This is a genomic window from Maribacter thermophilus, assembly GCF_001020565.1.
In the GTDB taxonomy this organism is placed as follows: Bacteria; Bacteroidota; Bacteroidia; order Flavobacteriales; family Flavobacteriaceae; genus Maribacter; species Maribacter thermophilus.
Window position 1 is genome coordinate 167,180 of sequence record NZ_LDAS01000001.1, and the last position, 19,918, is coordinate 187,097.

General features: G+C 39.7%; 14 protein-coding genes. 6 read left to right on the forward strand and 8 right to left on the reverse strand.

From position 1 onward, the window contains the following. Positions 1-71: 71 nt before the first annotated feature. Positions 72-947, reverse strand: coding sequence for a hydroxypyruvate isomerase family protein (locus AB657_RS00770; RefSeq protein ID WP_047244763.1), 876 nt, complete (start codon positions 945-947; stop codon positions 72-74). Between the two features lie 50 nt (positions 948-997). Here AB657_RS00770 and AB657_RS00775 point away from each other — a divergent pair, with 50 nt between their 5' ends. From AB657_RS00775 to yidC, 3 genes are all read left to right on the forward strand, one after another. Next, complete coding sequence (locus AB657_RS00775) at positions 998-1,240, forward strand: DUF3820 family protein (protein WP_047244764.1); 243 nt, start codon at positions 998-1,000, stop codon at positions 1,238-1,240. Between the two features lie 51 nt (positions 1,241-1,291). Then, complete coding sequence (locus AB657_RS00780; protein ID WP_047244765.1) at positions 1,292-2,929, forward strand: CTP synthase; 1,638 nt, start codon at positions 1,292-1,294, stop codon at positions 2,927-2,929. Between the two features lie 71 nt (positions 2,930-3,000). After that, positions 3,001-4,854 (forward strand): membrane protein insertase YidC, encoded by a 1,854-nt coding sequence (gene yidC / locus AB657_RS00785; RefSeq protein ID WP_047244766.1) that lies wholly within the window; start codon positions 3,001-3,003, stop codon positions 4,852-4,854. 250 nt (positions 4,855-5,104) lie between these two features. On the opposite strand, the gene AB657_RS00790 is transcribed toward yidC, so the two are convergent. Continuing rightward, entirely contained in the window at positions 5,105-7,126 is a 2,022-nt protein-coding gene (locus tag AB657_RS00790) for a fasciclin domain-containing protein (protein WP_047244767.1), read from the reverse strand. Between the two features lie 282 nt (positions 7,127-7,408). On the opposite strand from AB657_RS00790, the gene mnmA reads away from it, so the two are divergent. Then, the gene (gene mnmA / locus AB657_RS00795) at positions 7,409-8,599 is read left to right on the forward strand and encodes a tRNA 2-thiouridine(34) synthase MnmA (protein ID WP_047244768.1); all 1,191 of its coding nucleotides are present in this window, start codon (positions 7,409-7,411) and stop codon (positions 8,597-8,599) included. Between the two features lie 34 nt (positions 8,600-8,633). After that, positions 8,634-9,593 carry an NAD(P)H-dependent flavin oxidoreductase gene (locus tag AB657_RS00800; RefSeq protein WP_047244769.1) on the forward strand — a complete coding sequence of 320 codons (960 nt, stop codon included), beginning with the start codon at positions 8,634-8,636 and terminating at the stop codon, positions 9,591-9,593. Between the two features lie 16 nt (positions 9,594-9,609). On the opposite strand, the gene AB657_RS17565 is transcribed toward AB657_RS00800, so the two are convergent. After that, positions 9,610-10,137 carry a DUF5004 domain-containing protein gene (locus AB657_RS17565; RefSeq protein ID WP_052958589.1) on the reverse strand — a complete coding sequence of 176 codons (528 nt, stop codon included), beginning with the start codon at positions 10,135-10,137 and terminating at the stop codon, positions 9,610-9,612. A gap of 167 nt (positions 10,138-10,304) precedes the next feature. Then, positions 10,305-13,709 carry a HEAT repeat domain-containing protein gene (locus tag AB657_RS00810; RefSeq protein ID WP_047244770.1) on the reverse strand — a complete coding sequence of 1,135 codons (3,405 nt, stop codon included), beginning with the start codon at positions 13,707-13,709 and terminating at the stop codon, positions 10,305-10,307. Positions 13,710-13,923: 214 nt separating this feature from the next. Between AB657_RS00810 and AB657_RS00815 the strand changes: the two genes are divergently transcribed. Continuing rightward, positions 13,924-14,856 carry a 3-keto-disaccharide hydrolase gene (locus AB657_RS00815; RefSeq protein WP_047244771.1) on the forward strand — a complete coding sequence of 311 codons (933 nt, stop codon included), beginning with the start codon at positions 13,924-13,926 and terminating at the stop codon, positions 14,854-14,856. A gap of 51 nt (positions 14,857-14,907) precedes the next feature. On the opposite strand, the gene AB657_RS00820 is transcribed toward AB657_RS00815, so the two are convergent. From AB657_RS00820 to AB657_RS17570, 4 genes are read right to left on the reverse strand one after another with little or no spacing between them, the layout of a single operon-like run. Beyond that, positions 14,908-15,135 (reverse strand): putative signal transducing protein, encoded by a 228-nt coding sequence (locus AB657_RS00820; RefSeq protein WP_047244772.1) that lies wholly within the window; start codon positions 15,133-15,135, stop codon positions 14,908-14,910. 7 nt (positions 15,136-15,142) lie between these two features. Beyond that, complete coding sequence (locus AB657_RS00825; RefSeq protein WP_047244773.1) at positions 15,143-17,338, reverse strand: transferrin receptor-like dimerization domain-containing protein; 2,196 nt, start codon at positions 17,336-17,338, stop codon at positions 15,143-15,145. A gap of 32 nt (positions 17,339-17,370) precedes the next feature. Then, the gene (locus AB657_RS00830; RefSeq protein ID WP_047247703.1) at positions 17,371-18,474 is read right to left on the reverse strand and encodes a Gfo/Idh/MocA family protein; all 1,104 of its coding nucleotides are present in this window, start codon (positions 18,472-18,474) and stop codon (positions 17,371-17,373) included. 52 nt (positions 18,475-18,526) lie between these two features. Next, complete coding sequence (locus tag AB657_RS17570) at positions 18,527-19,633, reverse strand: sensor histidine kinase (RefSeq protein ID WP_198146851.1); 1,107 nt, start codon at positions 19,631-19,633, stop codon at positions 18,527-18,529. Positions 19,634-19,918: the final 285 nt, after the last annotated feature.

Below are 19,918 nucleotides of genomic sequence, written 5' to 3' on the forward strand. Positions count from 1 at the left end.
CTTCTTTTGGATATTAAGATGAGAGCGGCTAAAAAAAAACCTTCCCGAAGGAAGGTTGGTTAAATGCACTATTAAATATCACAGATGGTGACTCCTTGTTTTAGAGCTGCAATTTTGTCTTCCCAGCTCGGTACGAACTCTTGGGCAACATAACCCTTGTATCCGGTATCTAAAATGGCTTTCATTACTGCAGGATAATAAATTTCTTGGGTTTCGTCAATTTCATGGCGACCCGGGTTTCCGCCTGTGTGGTAATGGCCATAATATTGGTGGTAGTCTTGGATATTTCTTATAATGTCACCTTCCATTATCTGCATGTGGTAAATGTCGTAAAGTAATTTAAAATTCTCTGAACCAATAGTTTCGCATAAAGATACGCCCCATTCGGTAGTGTCGCACATATAGTCCTTATGGTTAACCTTACTGTTCAATAACTCCATTTGTAGTACAACACCATGCTCTTCGGCCAATGGTATTATTTCTTTTAGGCCTTTGGCACAGTTACGTAAGCCTACTAAATCGTTCATTCCGTTTCTGTTGCCGCTAAAGCAAATAAGGTTTGTGTAACCACCTTCGGCAACCAAAGGGATTACCCTTTTATAATCGGCTATAAGTTCTTCGTGAAATTCAGGATTGTTCCAGCCTTTTTCTATGCCCATACCTGCACCCCAGCACATAGATGCGTGTATATTGTATTTTTTTAAGAGAGGAAACTGTTCTGGGTCCACCAAATCAATGGCACGTATATCCAACTTGTTCAGTTCCTGTAAAAACTCCTCAAAAGGGATGGATCCATAACACCAATAACAAACACTATGGTTAATATTATGTTTAAGTTTAAAGGTAGGTTCTTCTTTTGATTTTGAGCTATTGCCAGTTGCTCTTGCAGGAGTTATGATACCTACAGATGCCGCAGCCGTAGTTCCTATAAAATCTCTTCTTTTCATGTTGATTTAAATTGTTGTCCCTTTAAAGATAATTTTTTTAGTTTTAAAAAATGGAAATAAAACCGGATCATCAAAAATTAATAGAGTTGGCACATTATCGCATGCCCTTTGGAAAACACAAAGGGAGGTATTTGGTAGATTTGCCCGAGCCATACTTGGTCTGGTTTCAGCAAAAAGGTTTTCCTGATGGAAAATTGGGCGAATTATTGCGGTCTATGCTAGAAATTAAAACAAATAGTCTAGAATCGTTAATTCGAAAGATTCAAAAAGATTTTCCGAAGGAAAGTCATTGAGTTCTATTCTCAATTTGTAACTTTGTGTCCCGTAACATAGAAATCTTATCAATGGCAGAAACCAAATACATCTTCGTTACGGGAGGCGTTACTTCATCACTTGGAAAAGGCATTATTGCCGCATCTTTGGCGAAACTTCTTCAATCAAGAGGATATAAAACCACTATACAGAAACTGGATCCGTATATAAATGTAGACCCAGGAACTCTTAATCCTTATGAACACGGCGAGTGTTACGTAACGGATGATGGGGCCGAAACTGATTTGGATTTAGGGCACTATGAGCGTTTTTTAAATGTAAGAACCTCACAGGCGAACAATGTTACCACTGGAAGAATTTACCAAAGTGTAATAGAAAAGGAGAGAAGAGGAGAGTTTTTGGGTAAAACCGTTCAGGTGGTACCACATATAACCAATGAAATAAAGGAGCGTGTACAATTATTGGGCAAGAGTGGTGAGTACGACATCGTTATTACCGAAATAGGAGGTACCGTTGGCGATATAGAATCACTACCTTATATAGAAGCGGTAAGACAGCTGCTTTGGGAACTGGGCGATAATAATGCCATTGTTATACATTTAACATTGGTGCCATACCTGTCCGCAGCGGGGGAGTTGAAAACAAAACCTACTCAGCATTCGGTAAAAACATTGATGGAAAGCGGTATCAAGGCCGATATTCTTGTTTGTAGGACCGAACATAAAATCTCTGATGAGATAAAGGACAAATTGGCACTTTTCTGTAATGTGAAGAGAGAGGCGGTAATACAAAGTATTGATGCTTCTACAATTTACGATGTGCCTATTTTAATGCAACAAGAAGGATTGGATACTGTTACCCTTCGCAAATTGGCACTGCCAGACTCCACAAGTCCGGATCTGACAAGATGGAACCAATTTTTGGAACGCCACAAGAATCCTAAAAACGAAGTTACCGTGGGCTTGGTTGGTAAGTACGTAGAATTACAAGATTCATACAAATCTATATTGGAATCCTTTATTCACGCAGGAGCCCAAAATGAGGTCAAGGTAAACGTTAGGTCTATACATTCAGAATATATTACCGCCCAAAATTATGAGAGTAAATTAAAAGGTTTGGACGGTATATTGGTGGCTCCAGGTTTTGGAGAACGCGGTATAGAAGGTAAGATCATAGCGGTAAACTATGCAAGGGTCAATAACATTCCATTCTTGGGAATATGTTTGGGAATGCAAATGGCGGTCATAGAATATGCCAGAAATGTACTGAACCTTAAAGATGCGAGCTCTACCGAGATGGATTCGGGCACAACAGATCCCGTTATCAATTTAATGGAAGAACAGAAATCCGTTACCGATAAAGGGGGTACCATGAGGTTGGGTGCCTGGGACTGTGAACTAAAAGATGGTAGTTTGGTACAACAGGTATATAATGGAGCCAAGCAGATTTCCGAAAGACATAGGCATAGGTACGAATTCAACAATTCATACAAAAAACAGCTTGAGGAAGCGGGGCTTTTGGCAACCGGTATCAACTCAAAAACAAACCTGGTAGAAATAGTGGAACTAAAAGACCATCCGTGGTTTATTGGAGTTCAATATCATCCCGAATACAAAAGTACGGTAGCCAATCCACATCCGTTGTTCGTTGGTTTTGTAAAAGCGGCATTGGCACATAAAAAGGCACAAACTAATGCCAGTATGGCATAAACTGCTTATTTGGGCATATATTTGCTCTCTAAAGACCAAATAATTACCTTATATATTTAGATATTTTTTAGATGGAAGAAAAGAAATTAGATGTAAAATCTATAATCGGTTTTGTATTGATATTCGGAATTTTAATTTTCATGTTTTATCAAAACAAGCCGACACCCGAGGAGATAGCGGCACAAAAAGCAAAGCAGGAGCAGATAGATGCTGCGGCTGCAAAAGAGGAAAAGGCCGATGATTTTGTGATAGATAGCACTCCCGAGGTAAACTTGAACGATTCTTCAGCTATAGCTGGGTATAAAAGTAAAATAGGTGCTTTTGGGTTTACCACGCCCAAAGAAGGTACAACCGTTTTAGAAAATGATGTACTGTTTTTAAAGATCAGTAACAAAGGAGGGCACGTAGTCGAGGCAAAAATGAAAAATTTTGTCACGTATGATTCTGTACCGGTATACCTTGTGAAGGATGGAAATTCTTCGTTTGCCATTAATTTCTCTACTATCGACAATAGGGTCTTAAGTACTAAAGATTTGTTTTTTGAGCCCAATCTTACCAAGTCCGATGGCAAACAGATTTTATCCTTAAAAGCGAAAACATCTAACGATCAATTTTTAGAATACCGTTACGAGATGAAACCTGGGGATTACCTAGTGGATTTTACGGTACGCACCCAAGGTTTGGATGGAATCATTAACGACAGTAATCCTGTAACATTAGATTGGAAACTGAAGGGGATAAGGCACTCTAAGAGCATACAGTACGAAAATAGATATACCCGTCTAACCTATCACCATGAGGATGGCAAGTTGAGCAAGTTGTCGGAGGGGAGTGATGATGAGGAAACAGAAGAGGATATAAAGTGGATATCTTATAGACAACACTTCTTTAGTTCCATTTTGGCTGCAGATGAACCTTTTAAGAGTGGAGAGCTGACGTCTAAAAACTTGGTAGAGGAAGAGAGTAGAACTTTCGGTTTTACAAAAGCCTATTCGTCGGTTTTGCCGATAGAAGTAAAAGGAGGGGAGATTTCAAAAAGTATGTACATGTACTATGGCCCTACAGATGTAGATGTACTGTCTAAATATGAAGATCTTGACCTCGTAGACTCCATTCCTTTCGGGTGGGGTATTTTTGGGTGGATAAACAGATACGTTTTTACACCCTTCTATTCTCTGCTAAGTTCTTATTTTCCATATGGTATAGCGATTATCATTATGACCATATTGGTTCGTTTGGCCATGTCGCCGGTTACCTATAAGTCTTATTTGTCCCAGGCAAAAATGAAGGTTTTAAAACCGGAAATCAATGAGTTGAACGAGAAGTATAAGGACAATGCCATGAAAAAACAGCAAGAGACCATGAAGCTGTATGGCAAAGCAGGGGTAAGCCCTATGAGTGGGTGCGTACCGGCATTTTTGCAAATGCCTATTTTCTATGCCCTGTTTATGTTCTTCCCTTCATCTTTTGCCTTACGTCAAAAGTCTTTCTTATGGGCCGACGATTTGTCGTCTTTTGATACTATATACCAATTCCCCGAAGGATTTTCTATTCCGTTTTATGGGGATCACGTAAGTCTTTTTCCGATACTGGCCTCCATTGCCATCTTCTTTTATATGATGATGACTACAGGCCAGAATATGCCTAGCCAGCCAGGTATGCCCAATATGAAGTTTATCATGTATTTGATGCCTTTTATGATGTTGTTCTTCTTTAACAACTATGCTAGTGGATTAAGTTTGTATTATTTTGTTTCTAACTTGATTACTATTGGTATTATGTTGGTGATCAAGAATTTTATTCTCGATAATGATAAGATTCACGCGCAGATACAAGAGAACAAAAAGAAGCCTAAAAAGGAAAATAAATTTCAGCGTAAGATGCGTGAAATGATGGAACAGGCAGAGGCTCAGAAAAAGAAATAACAACTTTAAGAGATTAAAAATAAAAAGCCCTTTCTAAAAAGAAAGGGCTTTTGCCATTGGTTAAGGTTTGGTTTGGCAAGTTTTGGGGGTGTAAATATGAGATTATTTATTCCTTGTAAAAAAAAAGGGTTGTCAAGAAGGTCTATTTGTATGCTAAAGGAGTTTTTTTTGATGTCGCCGTGTTTAAGGCATAAAAAAAACCTCCTTTTTTTTAAAGGAGGTTACCATACTTTACTATTTAAAATAGTTGTTAGTGTAGTGCATCGATAATTTCTTGTGGCAGTAATACCTTGTCCACAATATGTACTATACCGTTGCTGGTTGTTACGTCTGGCGTAGTTACGTTGGCGTCTATATGCGATTTGTCGCGGATTTGTACGCCGGTACCCAAAAGGGCAAATAGCGATTCTCCCTGTACCGTGGTAATTTCTAAATGGTCCGATAGGTCGGTAGATGCTACCGATGCTCCAGATACTACATGATAGGTAAGTAACTTTGCTAACAAGGCTTTTTCTTCATCTGTATCAAAGTCGGACAAGCTGTTATAACTACTGCCCAGATCATTTAAAAATGTAGTAAATGCATCATTGGTAGGGGCAAAGACCGTAAACGGACCATCACCGCTCAAAGTCTCCACCAAGCCGGCGTCTGCTTGGATCAAGGCCGCTACCAAAGTACTAAGGTCGGGAACATCTTGTGCCGTTTCTACAATATTTAACATACCGGGAGCCAATGCATCTAACGTTTCTTGTGGTAATAGTACCTTATTAATAATATGCACCACCCCATTGCTGGCCTCAACATCTGCAAGTACTACCGAGGCATTCATATCGGTTGCATCTTCTACATGTACCGTACCGTCCTGTATTTTAATACCGATATTTTCGCCTTGAAAAGTTTCTATAGATTGTCCATCACTTAAATCTGTAGAAAAAGCGGCGTTACCAGCAACCACATGATAGGTCAAGATAGAGACCAGTAATTGTTTTTCTTCGTCCGTGTCAAAATCGGATAAGCTATTGTAGTCATCTCCCAAAGTGTCTAAAAGAGAGGTGAAAGCGGCATTGGTAGGAGCGAACACAGTAAATGGACCATCACCGTTTAGGGTTTCTACCAAACCGGCATCCGCCTGGATCAGCGATTCTACCAAAAGGCTCAAGTCTTCGGTTGCTACAGCAGTTTCGACAATTGTCTTAAGTTGCAGAGAAACAACAAAATCGATGGCCGATTGTGGTAGTAAAACCTTATCTATAGTGTGCGCTACACCGTTAGAGGCCATAATATCTACACCGGTAATATTGGCATTGGTGTCGGATGCATCGCCAATAACAAATGTTTCGCCAGAGGAAATAATTTCAACACTGTTACCTTCAAAAGCCGTAGAAACTTGCCCTGCCGAAAGATCTGTAGATTTTACTTCTGCGGGTATCACATGATACAACAGAATGTTTTTTAATAGGGCCATTTCTTCTGCCGTGTCAAAATCATCAAGACTGTTATAGTCGTCGCCTAAAATTTCCAATAGTGCCACAAAGGCATCATCTGTAGGGGCAAAAACGGTAAATGGACCATCGGAACTTAGGGTGGCAACTAGATCCGCCTTGATAACGGCAGCTTCTAAAATCGACAGGGGTTCGGTGGCCACTACAATATCGACTAAAGTACCATTGTTGTTGGTTATTTCTTCTTGGTTCAGCGCATCTATAATAGCCTGTGGCAACATTACTTTGTCTATGACGTGAACGACACCGTTACTTGCCATAACATCGGCAATTACTACTTCGGCATTTACTTCGGTCGCATCTTCTATAAATACACCGCCTTCCAAATTTATTGTCAAATCTTCACCTTGTACGGTAGAAACGGTCATTTGGTCCGATAAATCAGTAGATTTTGCGGCTACACCGGCAACCACATGGTAGGTCAGAATTGTTGTTAGTAATTCTCGTTCTTCATCCGTGTCAAAGTCGGATAAAGAATCAAAACCATCCAATTGGTCTAATAACGCGGCAAATGCATCATTGGTAGGAGCAAAAACAGTAAATGGCCCTTCGGAGCTTAGGGTCCCCACCAAATCTGTTCCTTCCGAATTGTCTGCGGTCATTAGTGCGGAAACCAAGGAAGACAATGCATCTTCGGCTTGTGCGGTTTCAACAATGGTCATTGTCTCTGGCAGGTCCGTGTTATCATTTGCATCTTTATCGCAAGACCATAATACAATGGTAATACTAGTTAGTAATAAGAGGTTTTTTAATTGTAGTAAAAATTTCATAGCGGCATTTTTTAAAGATTGTTTTTTAAATGTTTAGTAATCGAGGCAATATTTACCAAATTGGTAATAAAGTGTCTATTTTGGTGAAAATACTATAATATTATTTTGTTTAATCTTTTTTGATAAAAGTTTAACAAAATAATATTTTCGGATTAAATAAAAGAACAAGGTGTATTCCTTGGTTCTACTACCATTTGCGTTTTTTGAGGTTATAATTCCTCATTTGAAAAAAAGAAGCTTTGAAATGAAATTTTGTAATTTTGTTACGACCAAGATGAATAGATGAAAAAAGTAGTTATAGGACTTTCGGGGGGAGTAGATTCAAGTGTCGCGGCCTATCTTTTAAAGGAGCAGGGGTACGATGTTATTGGCCTTTTTATGAAGAATTGGCACGATGATTCGGTGACCATATCAGAAGAATGTCCGTGGTTGGAAGATAGTAACGATGCATTGATCGTTGCCGAAAAATTGGGTATCCCCTTTCAAACGGTAGATTTGAGTGCGGAGTACAAAGAGCGTATCGTAGATTATATGTTTCGTGAATATGAAATGGGGCGTACCCCTAACCCTGATGTATTGTGCAATAGAGAGATAAAGTTTGATGTGTTCCTAAAAATTGCACTTCAACTTGGTGCCGATTATGTAGCTACGGGCCATTATTGTAGAAAAGGAATTATTACGGGCCAAGATGGTACCGAAACCTATCAATTATTATCCGGGAAGGATACGAATAAAGACCAATCATATTTTTTATGTCAATTATCGCAAGAGCAATTGGCGAAAACACTTTTTCCTATTGGCGAGTTGACGAAGCCCGAGGTAAGAAAAATTGCTGCGGACATGAACTTAATTACGGCAGATAAAAAAGATTCTCAAGGTTTATGTTTTATTGGAAAAGTTAGGTTGCCAGAGTTTCTACAGCAGCAGTTAAAGCCCAAAACTGGTAAAATTGTTGAGGTACCTTCTGGGGTAGAGCAATATCAAAGACCTGTTCCTGAATTTAAGAACAAAGCTTCCGAATTAGAGTTTTTTGCACAAAAGCCACATTATTCTATCTCTGACGGTAAAGTTGTGGGAGAACACCAAGGTGCCCATTATTTTACAAAGGGTCAACGAAAAGGGCTTAATGTTGGGGGTACAAAAGAACCTTTGTTCGTAATAGATACCGATGTTGAGGAAAATGTTATCTATACCGGACAGGGAAAGTCGCACCCAGGTTTGTACCGACGAACATTGTTTGTGCAAGAATCGGAAATACATTGGGTAAGGCCAGACTTAAGGTTACAGCCCGACGAAAGCATGGAGGTAAAGGCTCGGATTAGATATCGACAAAAATTACAAAATGCAACCGTTTATAAGGTAGAAGGGGGACTTTATGTAGATTTTGAAGAAAAACAGTCGGCTATTACCGAGGGTCAGTTTGTAGCTTGGTACCAAGATGATGAGTTGATCGGGTCGGGAGTTATTTCGTAACCGTCGCACATAACCTTTTTATATACTCTATAATATGCAGAATAGAATAACTGAACTTTTTAATATTAAATATCCCATTGTTCAGGCAGGTATGGTATGGGCCAGTGGATGGAAGCTTGCTTCGGCGGTTTCAAATGCTGGGGGACTTGGTATTATAGGAGCGGGAAGTATGTACCCCGATGTTTTTCTGGATCATATAAAAAAGTGCAAACAAGCCACGGATAAACCCTTTGGGGTAAACCTCCCGATGCTGTACCCTGATTTGGAAGAGCTTATAGGAATTATTGTTAAAGAGAAAGTAAAAATTGTTTTCACCTCTGCGGGCAACCCTAAAACATGGACCTCTTATTTAAAGGAAAAAGGGATAATCGTGGTACATGTGGTCAGCAGCGTTAAATTTGCTTTAAAGGCCAAAGAAGCCGGTGTAGATGCCATTGTGGCGGAAGGTTTTGAAGCTGGGGGGCATAATGGTCGTGATGAGACGACCTCTATGGTACTGATACCTTCGGTTAGGGAACAAATAGATATTCCGTTAATTGCGGCGGGTGGTATAGCTACGGGCAAAGCTATGCTCGCGGCAATGGTTCTCGGCGCCGATGGTGTTCAGATAGGGAGCAGATTCATTGCCTCTACCGAAGCCTCTTCACATCAAAATTTTAAACAAAAGATACTGGATGCCAAAGAAGGCGATACCAGTTTAACCTTAAAAGAGCTCACTCCCGTGCGTTTGTTGAAGAACAAATTTTATCTCGATATACAAAAAGCATATGAAAACAAGGCCTCAAAAGAAGAACTTAGAGACCTTTTGGGTAGGGGCAGGGCCAAAAAAGGAATGTTCGAAGGTGACCTGGACGAAGGAGAACTGGAAATAGGGCAAGTATCCTCATTGATCCATAACATTCGACCAGCGGCCGAAATAGTCAAGGAAATTGTAGATGAATACGAAACGACCAGAATACGGGCCCTTAACGATAAAAGTTTTAGTTTTAGCTAACTTTGGTTTTTAAAGGCTATTCGGTAGATTCTACCTTTGTGTAAGTAAAAGTAACCTGTGTTTCGGTTATGACAGCATTTACATCTTGAATGCTCAAAGTCGATGTGTATTGAAATTCAGTAGCCGATTCGTTAAAAGTTAACGAGAAACCAAGCTGTTCACATGACACTATTAAATACAATTGGTCTTCAAATAATGCCCATGTACCGTTAGTGGAGGTTATATTGCATCCGGCTGCTCTACTCCCTTTTTCGTACGAATAGATTCTATTGGATCCAAAACTGAACAAGGCATCTTTATAACATTCAGAATACTGTTCGTAAATGTCGGCACTTGGATTGTCTACATTGTCATTGCTCAAATCTATTTCGGTATCGGCCATTAAACCGGTAAGGGTCCATTGGCCTACTAATTTAACCTCTTCGTCCTTCAATTCACCTGTAAAGTTGTCCGGGCAAGAAACGGGTTCGCTATCCACACCACATCCAAAAAGCGTACAATTAATAATTATCAATATTCCGACAAGAAATGTTTTGTTTTTCATTTAAATCATTTTTCACAAGATGTAATATTCAAGATTAGGTTGCTTTCCAATTTACTAAAATATAGGATATGAAAAATCTTTAATTGATCAAATAGCCCAAAGCACATACAGGGTTTGTTCTTTTAAAGTAATTGGTACTTCTTTCTTAAACTGGCATGGAAATTAAACTATGCTCCTTTTTGTTTAAGACTTCCTAAATACTCCATTAAATCCCTAAGTTCTCTTCTTGATATCATTCTGCCCATAGGCGGCATTGCCGAAATTGAGTTTTCTCTTTTCTTTATTCTTGCTAAGGGAACCTCCATGGGTTCGGCTTCGGAGGTTCTTAACAATAGGTCTGTTTTACGTTCTTCCATTAAAACCCCTGTAACCTTTTGTCCGTCGGTCAATGTTAGGGTGACCGATCCATAGCCGGGAGCCAATCTGGCACTTGGCTCTATTAAAGCTTCCAATATTTCTTCCCTAGAAAGTATATTGGCAATATTATCAAGTGCAGGGCCTACCTCTCCACCAGTACCGTTTACCGCATGGCACCGTACACATTGTGCCGTAGGGTTATTGTTGAAAACGGTTCTACCATTCCACCAACTACCTCCGTATAAGGTTTCTTGATAAGAATCGGTAGTATATCCAAGATTTTTCAATTTACCCATCTGCGCTATCAAGGTCGAATCTTCGGTCGCTTTTACAGATTCCATTAAATCGAGCATAATTTCTTGACGCAATTGGTTTTTACTTGCCTTAGCTATCAAATTAGTTAAAATGGCACTGCTCTTTTCTTTCGGCAGATCTCCAAGTACACCTAGCATACGCTGTTGTTCACCTACCGACCCTTTTTGAAAAATGGGGCCGACAATAGAAGGTAGTTTTTCTTTGGGTAAATCTAGTTGACCCAATAAACCAACGGCGGCGGTTCTTACTTCGGCATTGCTATCTTTCATTCCACGGGCCATGGCCATTTCTATTTTTGAAAACTTAAGATTGCCAAGAGTGGTTAAAATAGTGGCCCTAACTTTTGGTGAATCGATGGATTTGAATAGGTTGTACAGTTTGTCATTATAGGTGTCTATTCCTACAGCCCCGATAGCCTTTGAAATGCCTATCAGTATCTCCGGATTTTTTTGTTCAAGAAAGAATGGAATGTCTTTTTCCAGTTTATCTTTTAGGAGTTTATCTTCTCTAATTATCTCTCCTCTGTACCGGCCGTCTACCCTGTCCAGCACGCTTGGGTTGTTCCATGTTCCCAATGCGGCAAGGGCCTCTCCACGTAATACATTTGAAACCGAAGCACGTTTTGAAAAGCGTATAAGGTCTTCAAGGGCGGTTTCCGTTCCTACGCGCAATGCAGCGTTTATGGCCCTTCTTAACAAAGGTTCTGAAGTAAAGCGGTCTTCTGAAAGTATGGCGGCAAGTTCTGGCAATGCCTCTTCAATAGACCAGTCATCATTTATGGCCCTTGCGGCCTCTGTTACTATATATTCGTCCTTATCTGACAAAAACAGGGATATTTTTGAATTTTGAAGCCTTCTTAATACCAATACGGCCGCTATTCTTAAACTTCTATTATCACTATCGGCCAGGGCGGTTATAGGCTCCACTTCTCCGATTCTTGATAAAGCCAAAACTCCGGCATGCCTTATGTAAAGATCGTTGTCGTTGTTTTCTGCAATCATTTTTATTAATGGGTCTATAGCTTCTTTATAAGCCACTCTACCCAATGCTTGGGCGGCAAAAAACTTGACTCTATCATTTTGATGCGATAACAATGGGAGCAGGTTTTCTGCGGCGTCACCAAATTTTACATCGCCAATGACCTTGGCAGCCTGTGCAATAATTTCTGGATCTTCATCAGAAAGTAAGGGTATTAAGGGTTCGGCTTTGTCTTTATTATTGGCCGCTATCTGCCCGATTGCCCAGATAGCATGAATACGTGCAAATTGATTTTCTTCTTCGGTAATAGCCTTTTTTAGGGCTCTATAACCCCAAAAGGTTCTCTTTGCCAATTCGAATTGTGCTTTTTGGCGAATGCGCATATCTTCATAGCTAAGCAATTTGATCAAGTTGTCGGTATCATCATTTTCATAATCATGGGTCATTAGCCTTTTGGTTTCAAGACGCTGTTGCTCTAGATCGTTTTCATTGTCCTTAACATCCAGTTTCCAGACTCTTCCAAAATCTTTGGCCCCCCAGCCATTGACCCAGTCTGCAAGATATAGGGCACCTTCGGGGCCAAAAGCGATGCCCGTAGGTAATACACCTGTAAGGATGGATTCGTCCGATTTTAATTCAAAACTGGCACCTTTTGGCTGAAGGTCGAACGACCAAATATGAGAACGACTGGGGTCGCCCACAAATTCTACCAAGAAAAACTTGTCCAACCACTTTTTGCCCAAAGCAGTTCCGGGATTGTAAAGCATACCCGTAGGGCCGTTGTGAAAATTTTGAATCGGGGGCATAATATAGGCTGCCTGCCCTTCCCATCTTGGGACAAACAATTTTTCGTCCATCCAAACATTATAACCATTATTGTTGGGGTCTGTATATTTTCCATATTGCCAGTTGGATCGCCAGCCGGCATCGGAACCTTCTACGATATGAACCAATCTTTCGCTTTCTCCTTTATGGTCCCCATCGTTGTCGGAAGATATGATGTTGCCATAGGCATCAAAAACAAATTCATGGGTATTTCTTAATCCGCGGGCAAAAACCTCAAAATCACTTCCGTCCGGATTACTTCTAACGATAACCCCTTGGTTTGGATACTTATGGTTAACCCCGTCAACGGTAGTTAGGTTGGCGCCAATATCACCGATACCCCAGTATATTTTTCCGTCGGGTCCTTGTATGGCCCCAGACATACCATGCCCAGAAAACCCGATGTGTACGGCAAAACCTGTGGCTATACTGGTTTTTTCGTCTATAACCTTATCACCGTTGGTATCTCTAAGACGATACATGTCGGGGCCTATTCCTAAAAACATATCCTCGTCCCTTACCAAAAGTGCTCCCGCGACATCATTTACTTCATCGTTAAAATCGTTTAAGATCTGTGTAGAGATATCGGCTATGCCATCACCGTCAGAATCTTCTAACATCCATACTTCATCTTTTTCAACGGCCAAGTCGCGCCAATCATGTATAGAATCATTGTTCAAATCGGGAAACCAACTATTTTCTTTACTCTTTTCAGGGGCAAAGGTTTCATGTAAAAACGCGCGTCGTTCCTCAACAGATTGCAATCCGATAGAGGCGGTCATCCAATCACGGTGTCCCCTAATATCAAATTCCGAATTTTTATTTCTGTTAGATCTGGTAATGTAAACCCTGCCTTCATTGTCCATATCCATGGCAATAGGGTCTGGAGCCAAAGAGTCAGAGGCCCAAAGACTCAGTTCAAGGCCATCTGCAACAATAGCTGAAATACCTTCTTTTGCCTTTTGCATCTTTTCCGAAATAGCGGTGCTGTCCTCATAAATGACTACGGGAGTTTCTATAGGTTTTTTATGGTTACAGGAAATAAATAAAAAGGAAAGGACGGTAATGTAAAAAATGGGATTGGAAAATAATTTCATTGGTTGGTTTTGAAGGGACTATAAATTATTGATGTTAAAAATAGAGAATTGATAAACTAACATTATTTTAAATTTTGACTTATCATTTTTTAAAGTTTGATATAATATTAAATGTTCTAGTAACACTATACAAGTATTTTTAAAAAAATGAACTTAAGTTTTTATATAACTTGTCCTATATTTGATAATCTCATAATTATAAATAGTTAGATTCATGAAGTACAGATTTTTGTTTTTTTCGTTTTTGCTTATTGTCTTATCTACATCTTTGATGGCCCAAGAAGGCCATCCTCTTGAAGGAAGGTGGAACTTAACAATTGATCAAGAGGGTAAAGAGTTACCTAGTTGGCTAGAGATTAGGCATTCTGGTCATAATACTTTGATCGGTAGGTTTACGTTTGCTTTTGGTAGCGCAAGACCTATAGCGGAAGTAAAAAAATATGGAGATATCTTTTATTTTGAAATTCCACCACAATGGGAACCTGGTGCTTCAAATATGGAATTTGAAGGAAAATTGGTAGGTGACGGTCTCGAGGGTACTATGGTATTTACCAATGGAAAAACATATAAATGGACAGCGGTCAAGGCCCCAGAGTTGCCGTATTACGAAAAAGTAAAAACAGGAAAGAAAATTGAACTTTTCAATGGTAAAAATTTGAATGGGTGGAAAATTGTGGAAGGTAACCAATGGAAAGTGGTAGACGGAATATTAAAAAGCGATAAATCTGGTGTTAACCTTGTATCGGAAGAGAAGTTCAAAGATTTTAAGATCCATGTAGAATTTAGATATCCTGAAGGAAGTAATAGTGGTCTTTATTTAAGAGGAAGGTATGAGGTTCAGATTGCCGATAATTATGGGTTAGAACCTTCTTCCATCTACTTTGGAGGTATTTACGGGTTGATCGACCCAAATGAAAATGCAGCCTTAAAGGCAGGGGAGTGGCAGACCTATGATATTACCCTAATAGGTAGAAGGGTAACGGTCGTTGCAAACGGAAAAACGATTATTAACGGCCAAAACATTCTGGGTATGACAGGCGGTGCCTTAGATAATAAAGAAGCAGAAGCAGGGCCGATTATGATACAGGGGGATCATGGTGCGGTAGAATTCAGGACTATTGATATTACTCCTCTTACAAAAGGATAATCAACATTACATACAAATAAAAAAAGCCTCCGGTTTATGGAGGCTTTTTTGTTATTCTTCCCATTCTATTTCAGAAATGAGGGAAAGGGTTTTTTCTTCTTCATCTTTGTTTACATATATTTCCAATATGTGGGGCAGGGGAGTGCCAAAACCGGCCAAACGGGCAGATTCGTTTTCATTTTTAATAATAGGTTCTATGCCATTCTCCCGTAAAATCATTTCAATGCGTTTGGTTTTGGCACCATCTCCCCCGAATACTTTTACATAGTCAGCACCCATATTTATCTTATTTAATGTTAGTGTTTATTTCTTTTAAGTAGCTATTAAAGTTGCTCAGTGTTGTACTGAGTACTTTTATTTGTTCTTCAGCTTCCGTCCAATTTTTCTGCTCCACTGCCTCTCTTACCCCTGGTAGTGTTTTTACGCCATAACCGGTATAAAAACCTGGAGCATATATTTGGTGTTTGTACCAAGGTCTTCTTGGCAATCCTTTTTCAGAGGTAAGCATCTGTTCGGCTTTCATCAGTTTTTGGTTCAATTGGCTTTTCTTTTCCTTGGAAAGATCATCGGTTGCAAGTTTTGAGAAGTCGTCAATAGTAGATTTAAGCGAACTTAATTCGTTTTGTAAAGGAGAAAAATCCAAATAGGGAACTATTGGTTTTAATTCAGGATTTTTTACAGATTTCTTAGGGTCGGCAGAGAGTTCAAAAGCATTTGCCTTTACAAGTTTATTGTGTTTTTCTACCTCTTTTCTCATTTTTTCGGTTAAGGATATTATTTCATCCGCGTAACCTGAAACCGTGGCAAACCACTGTTCAAAGTCTAGGGGGATAATATCAGCGTTTGCCAACCTCAAGGTAATGCGACCTGCAGTATTGGCCAAGGCAACCCCGTAGGCGAAATCAGGATCTTTAAATCTTTTATAATGAGGGTAGGTATCATAAATGGTATGGTATTCGCCACCTGCATTTTCTCCCCCGAAACCAAGGTTAAGAGCGGCAATGCCCGCATGTTGAATAAAGGGGGTGTAATCGGATCCCGAACCAAGGGCGTATAATTTAAAAGAGTCATCACCGCCATGTACCATGTCTCTTGCGATTCTACGTTCTTTAACCGAAACTTTGGTCTGTGGATCCGTTACCGAACCGGCAACTTCAGATACCATTGCTTGTAACGAATGAGACCCGCCCGCACCTAAAAATCCACGGCCATTGCCGTCTGTGTTAATATAGGCAACTACCTTTTCCTGTAATTCTTTTTTGTGGTCTTCCACCCATTCCGTAGAACCTATTAATCCTGGTTCTTCGGCATCCCATGCGCAATACACCAATGTTCTTTTTGGCTTGTATCCTTGTTTGGCCAGTTGTGCGACGGCCCGTGCTTCTTCCATTAAAGCTACCATACCACTTACCGGGTCATTGGCACCGTGCACCCATGCATCGTGGTGATTGCCTCGCATTACCCATTGGTCAGGGTATTCTGAACCTTTCATTGTAGCAATAACATTATGGGCAGGGGTCAATTTCCAATCAAACTTTAGTTTAAGGTGAACCTTGGCGGGTCCGGGACCTATGTGGTAGGTGATGGGCAACCCACCGCGCCAAGATTCTGGAGCTACGGGTCCGTCCAAAGCGGCCAATAAGGGTTGTGCATCTTCATAAGAAATGGGCAATACCGGTATTTTGGTTATCGTCGGGGCATTTTCCTTTTTTAATCTTTTTGCGTCTTTGGTAGCACCGTAACCAGGTGTGAGCACGTCTCCGGGATATGTAGGCATATCCATGACAGATCCTCTTTGAACACCTGTTTTGTTCTTAAACGCCCCTTTCGGATAAACATCGCCTCTACCATACCCGTCATCTTGCGGATCTGAATAAATGATGCAACCTATGGCTCCGTTTTCGGCTGCCAATTTTGGTTTAATGCCTCGCCATGATCCCTGGTATTTGGCAATTACGATTTTACCTTTTACGCTAATGCCCAATTTTTCCAATTCTTCATAATCTTTAGGTATGCCATAGTTTACAAAAACAAGTTCGGCCTCTACATCACCATCTGTCGAAAAGGCATTGTAACTGGGTAAAAGAGCATCGCCCTGGGCCGTAAAAGGGTCTCCTTCTACCGGAACGGCGGTAAGTTTTGCCTTGTATTTTGTTGGTCCGGTAAGTTCCAGTACTCTTTCTGTAGGATAAGGAAATAGAACATGATAGGTTTCTATTTTGGCATCGTAACCCCAAGACTTAAATTGGTCTCTGATCCATTTGGCATTTTTTTCTCCATACTTTGTACCTACCCAATGCGGTTCTGCCGACATTTTTTGCATCCATTCATCTAAATTGGAAGCTTTTAGTTTGTCTTCAAAATCTTTTTCAATTTTGGCCTGTTGATCTGCCCCAGTCGCAGAAAAACCTATAATAGGGCTTTGTGCTTTTAGTGAGCTGAAGAATAGAATAAAGATAAGAGAGATAAAAAGTTGTTTCATAATAGTGTTATTTTGGTTTGGTTATGGGTTGCTTACTTTTTATTTAGAACAATGGTTTTTCCTGACTCTGAACTGTCTTTGGCGGCTTGTAATATTTCCATGGCAACAATATTGTTCTCTAGGGTATAAGGGCCAAATGGCTCAAGTTTTAAAGAATTGTTGATTACGGCTGCAAGCACCGAAAAAGGGTCGTTATAGGGTTCCGGCCTATTTTGAAAGAAGAGGGTCTCTTCTGTAAAATCACTATAACCCTTAGATAGTCTTATACGAAGTTGATGTGCATTGTCGGAATACAAGGCACCTTTTTCACCGTAGATTTCCATATCCTTTCTACCAATAGGCCAATTCCATGAAGGTTCTAAAATGGCCATGGCACCGTCGTAGGTTAAAATGATGGTGGCGTCATCATCTACCAACGGGTTGTTTTCTGGCTGTAACTGCTGTTTTACGGCCGTTACCGAATTTGGTTTTTTCCCTTTCATTAACCAAGTCATTAAATTAGCACCGTAACAGCCAAAATCCATAATGGCACCACCTCCGTTTAGTTCAGGGTCTGTTAGCCATTCTAAAAACTCGTCCGAGACCCCTATTTTTTTAGGCCCTTTATGTCCATCTCTAACAATTATCTTTCTTAGTCCACCTATAGTACCATCTTCGACAAGGGCTTTGGCTTTAAAATTGGTTTCGTACCACGAGGTTTCATAATTTGTAAGTACGTGTATTTTATGTTTTTCAGCTAATTTTTGAATTTTCAGGGCATCGGCTAGGCTAGTGGCCAAGGGTTTCTCTACCATAACATGAATTCCTTTGGGGGCACATGTTTCTACTACACCTAAATGTTCTTTAATGTTTCCGAAAGCGGCCACAGCATCAGGTTTGGTAGCCTTTATCATTTCTTCTAGGCTATCGTAAACAATATCCATAGAGAAACCATATTGTTGCGACAACCTTTGTGCTAGTTCTTTATTTTTTTCTACGATGCCCACCATATTGATGTCCGATTGTGGCTTCCGGCTCAAAATCCAACCAACATGACCGTGGGTCAATCCGGCGACGCCCAATTTAAGGGGGGCTTCTTGCGAAAAAGTAGCAATAACGATAAGAAATAAAAATACGATGGTTGTATAGATTTTCATAATTACATGTTTTTTACCCGTCAACTACCGAGCCGATTGTAACCTTGGTTTATTATTTTAAAGGTAATGTAAAATAGAATGTACTTCCTTTGTTTTCAATGGATTCTACCCAAATTCGCCCACCATGATATTCTACCACTTTTTTACAACCGTACAGACCTATGCCCGAACCTTCAAATTCTTTTGAAGCATGTAGTTTTTGAAAGGCCTTAAAAATATTATCAAAATGTTTTTTGGGGATCCCAATGCCGTTATCGGAAACAGTGAACATATAGCTGTCTGTTTTTTTGTGACAAGTAATATTTATTTCTGGTTTTTTGTTTTTTGGTGTAAATTTTAGGGCATTGTCCACTAGGTTTTGAAATAGTAACCGCAGTTCTATGGGGTAGCCTTGTACAACCGGTAAATTATCTACGCTGACCACTGCTTGGGTCTCTTTAATTCTGTGAGACAGATCTTTTAGTATATCCTTTAATAAGTTGTTCAGGTCAACAGGTTCTTTTACTTTTGAGTTACCGATCTTTGCGTTTTCCAATAGGTTGCCGACCAAATGCATCATGCGGGTCGCACTTGTTTTAAGATAATCGAAATAGGTATCAACCTCTTTGTTGTCGGTATTTTTAAAATGTAATTTTAACTGATCGGCAATTGCGTCAATATTACTAATAGGGGCTTTTAGGTCGTGGGTTACCATATAGGTAAATTCCTCTATTTGTTTATTTTTAATTTCCAGTTCTTTGTTTAAATGGGCTAATTCTTTGTTTTGGGATCTTAAACTTTCTTGAGATTTTTTAAGCTCAATGGCATTGGCTTTTAAAGAATTATTTTTTATTTCAAGTTCATCGGTGTAGGATCGGGTCTTTTTCTCATCATACATAAAAAAGGTAATGGACAACCAGCATAGGCATGCCAAGAAAACTACAATTTCGTCAAAAGGAAGGTTAAAGTCACCAAGAATGGGACCATATATACCAATATAAATGGTCGGTAACAAGAACGTTAGTATGATGTATATTATAATAATTTTTCGCCATTTAGGTCGGTTTCGAAAAATTATAAAGCTCATAAAGGCAGAAGTGCCGATTGCTAGGCCTTGGGCAAAAAAGCCACCGACCAACATGGTAATTACCCCAAACATTAGCGGGGGTACGGTGCTCATATAAAAGCTTGTCAGAATTTTTTTTTTGAATGTATCTATTATGGCGCCCAGACCAAAACCCAGGGTCAAAACGAAGGTTATTATTTGAGGCGTGGAAGAAGAAAAAAATAAGGTACAAAGAAAAACAAAAAGCGAACAAACAGCTGAAATAATAGTGATGTAACCAAATTTTTTGCTCCAAATGAAATCTTTCTTTTTTTGCATTGGTGGTTTTATGATCTTAGAATTCGAAATGGTGAATTTTATATATAAGTAGGTATCTTAAGATACACTAATTTACTTCTT

Bases quoted from the DNA above. Each gene is read 5' to 3' on its own strand.
- AB657_RS00815 (WP_047244771.1), top strand. From the start codon at position 13,924: ATGAAGTACAGATTTTTGTTTTTTTCGTTTTTGCTTATTGTCTTATCT.
- AB657_RS00790 (WP_047244767.1), bottom strand. From the start codon at position 7,126: ATGAAATTTTTACTACAATTAAAAAACCTCTTATTACTAACTAGTATT.
- AB657_RS00825 (WP_047244773.1), bottom strand. From the start codon at position 17,338: ATGAAACAACTTTTTATCTCTCTTATCTTTATTCTATTCTTCAGCTCA.
- AB657_RS00770 (WP_047244763.1), bottom strand. From the start codon at position 947: ATGAAAAGAAGAGATTTTATAGGAACTACGGCTGCGGCATCTGTAGGT.
- yidC (WP_047244766.1), top strand. From the start codon at position 3,001: ATGGAAGAAAAGAAATTAGATGTAAAATCTATAATCGGTTTTGTATTG.
- mnmA (WP_047244768.1), top strand. From the start codon at position 7,409: ATGAAAAAAGTAGTTATAGGACTTTCGGGGGGAGTAGATTCAAGTGTC.
- AB657_RS00820 (WP_047244772.1), bottom strand. From the start codon at position 15,135: ATGGGTGCTGACTATGTAAAAGTATTCGGGGGAGATGGTGCCAAAACC.
- AB657_RS00775 (WP_047244764.1), top strand. From the start codon at position 998: ATGGAAATAAAACCGGATCATCAAAAATTAATAGAGTTGGCACATTAT.
- AB657_RS17570 (WP_198146851.1), bottom strand. From the start codon at position 19,633: ATGAGCACCGTACCCCCGCTAATGTTTGGGGTAATTACCATGTTGGTC.
- AB657_RS00780 (WP_047244765.1), top strand. From the start codon at position 1,292: ATGGCAGAAACCAAATACATCTTCGTTACGGGAGGCGTTACTTCATCA.
- AB657_RS00830 (WP_047247703.1), bottom strand. From the start codon at position 18,474: ATGAAAATCTATACAACCATCGTATTTTTATTTCTTATCGTTATTGCT.
- AB657_RS00800 (WP_047244769.1), top strand. From the start codon at position 8,634: ATGCAGAATAGAATAACTGAACTTTTTAATATTAAATATCCCATTGTT.
- AB657_RS17565 (WP_052958589.1), bottom strand. From the start codon at position 10,137: ATGAAAAACAAAACATTTCTTGTCGGAATATTGATAATTATTAATTGT.
- AB657_RS00810 (WP_047244770.1), bottom strand. From the start codon at position 13,709: ATGAAATTATTTTCCAATCCCATTTTTTACATTACCGTCCTTTCCTTT.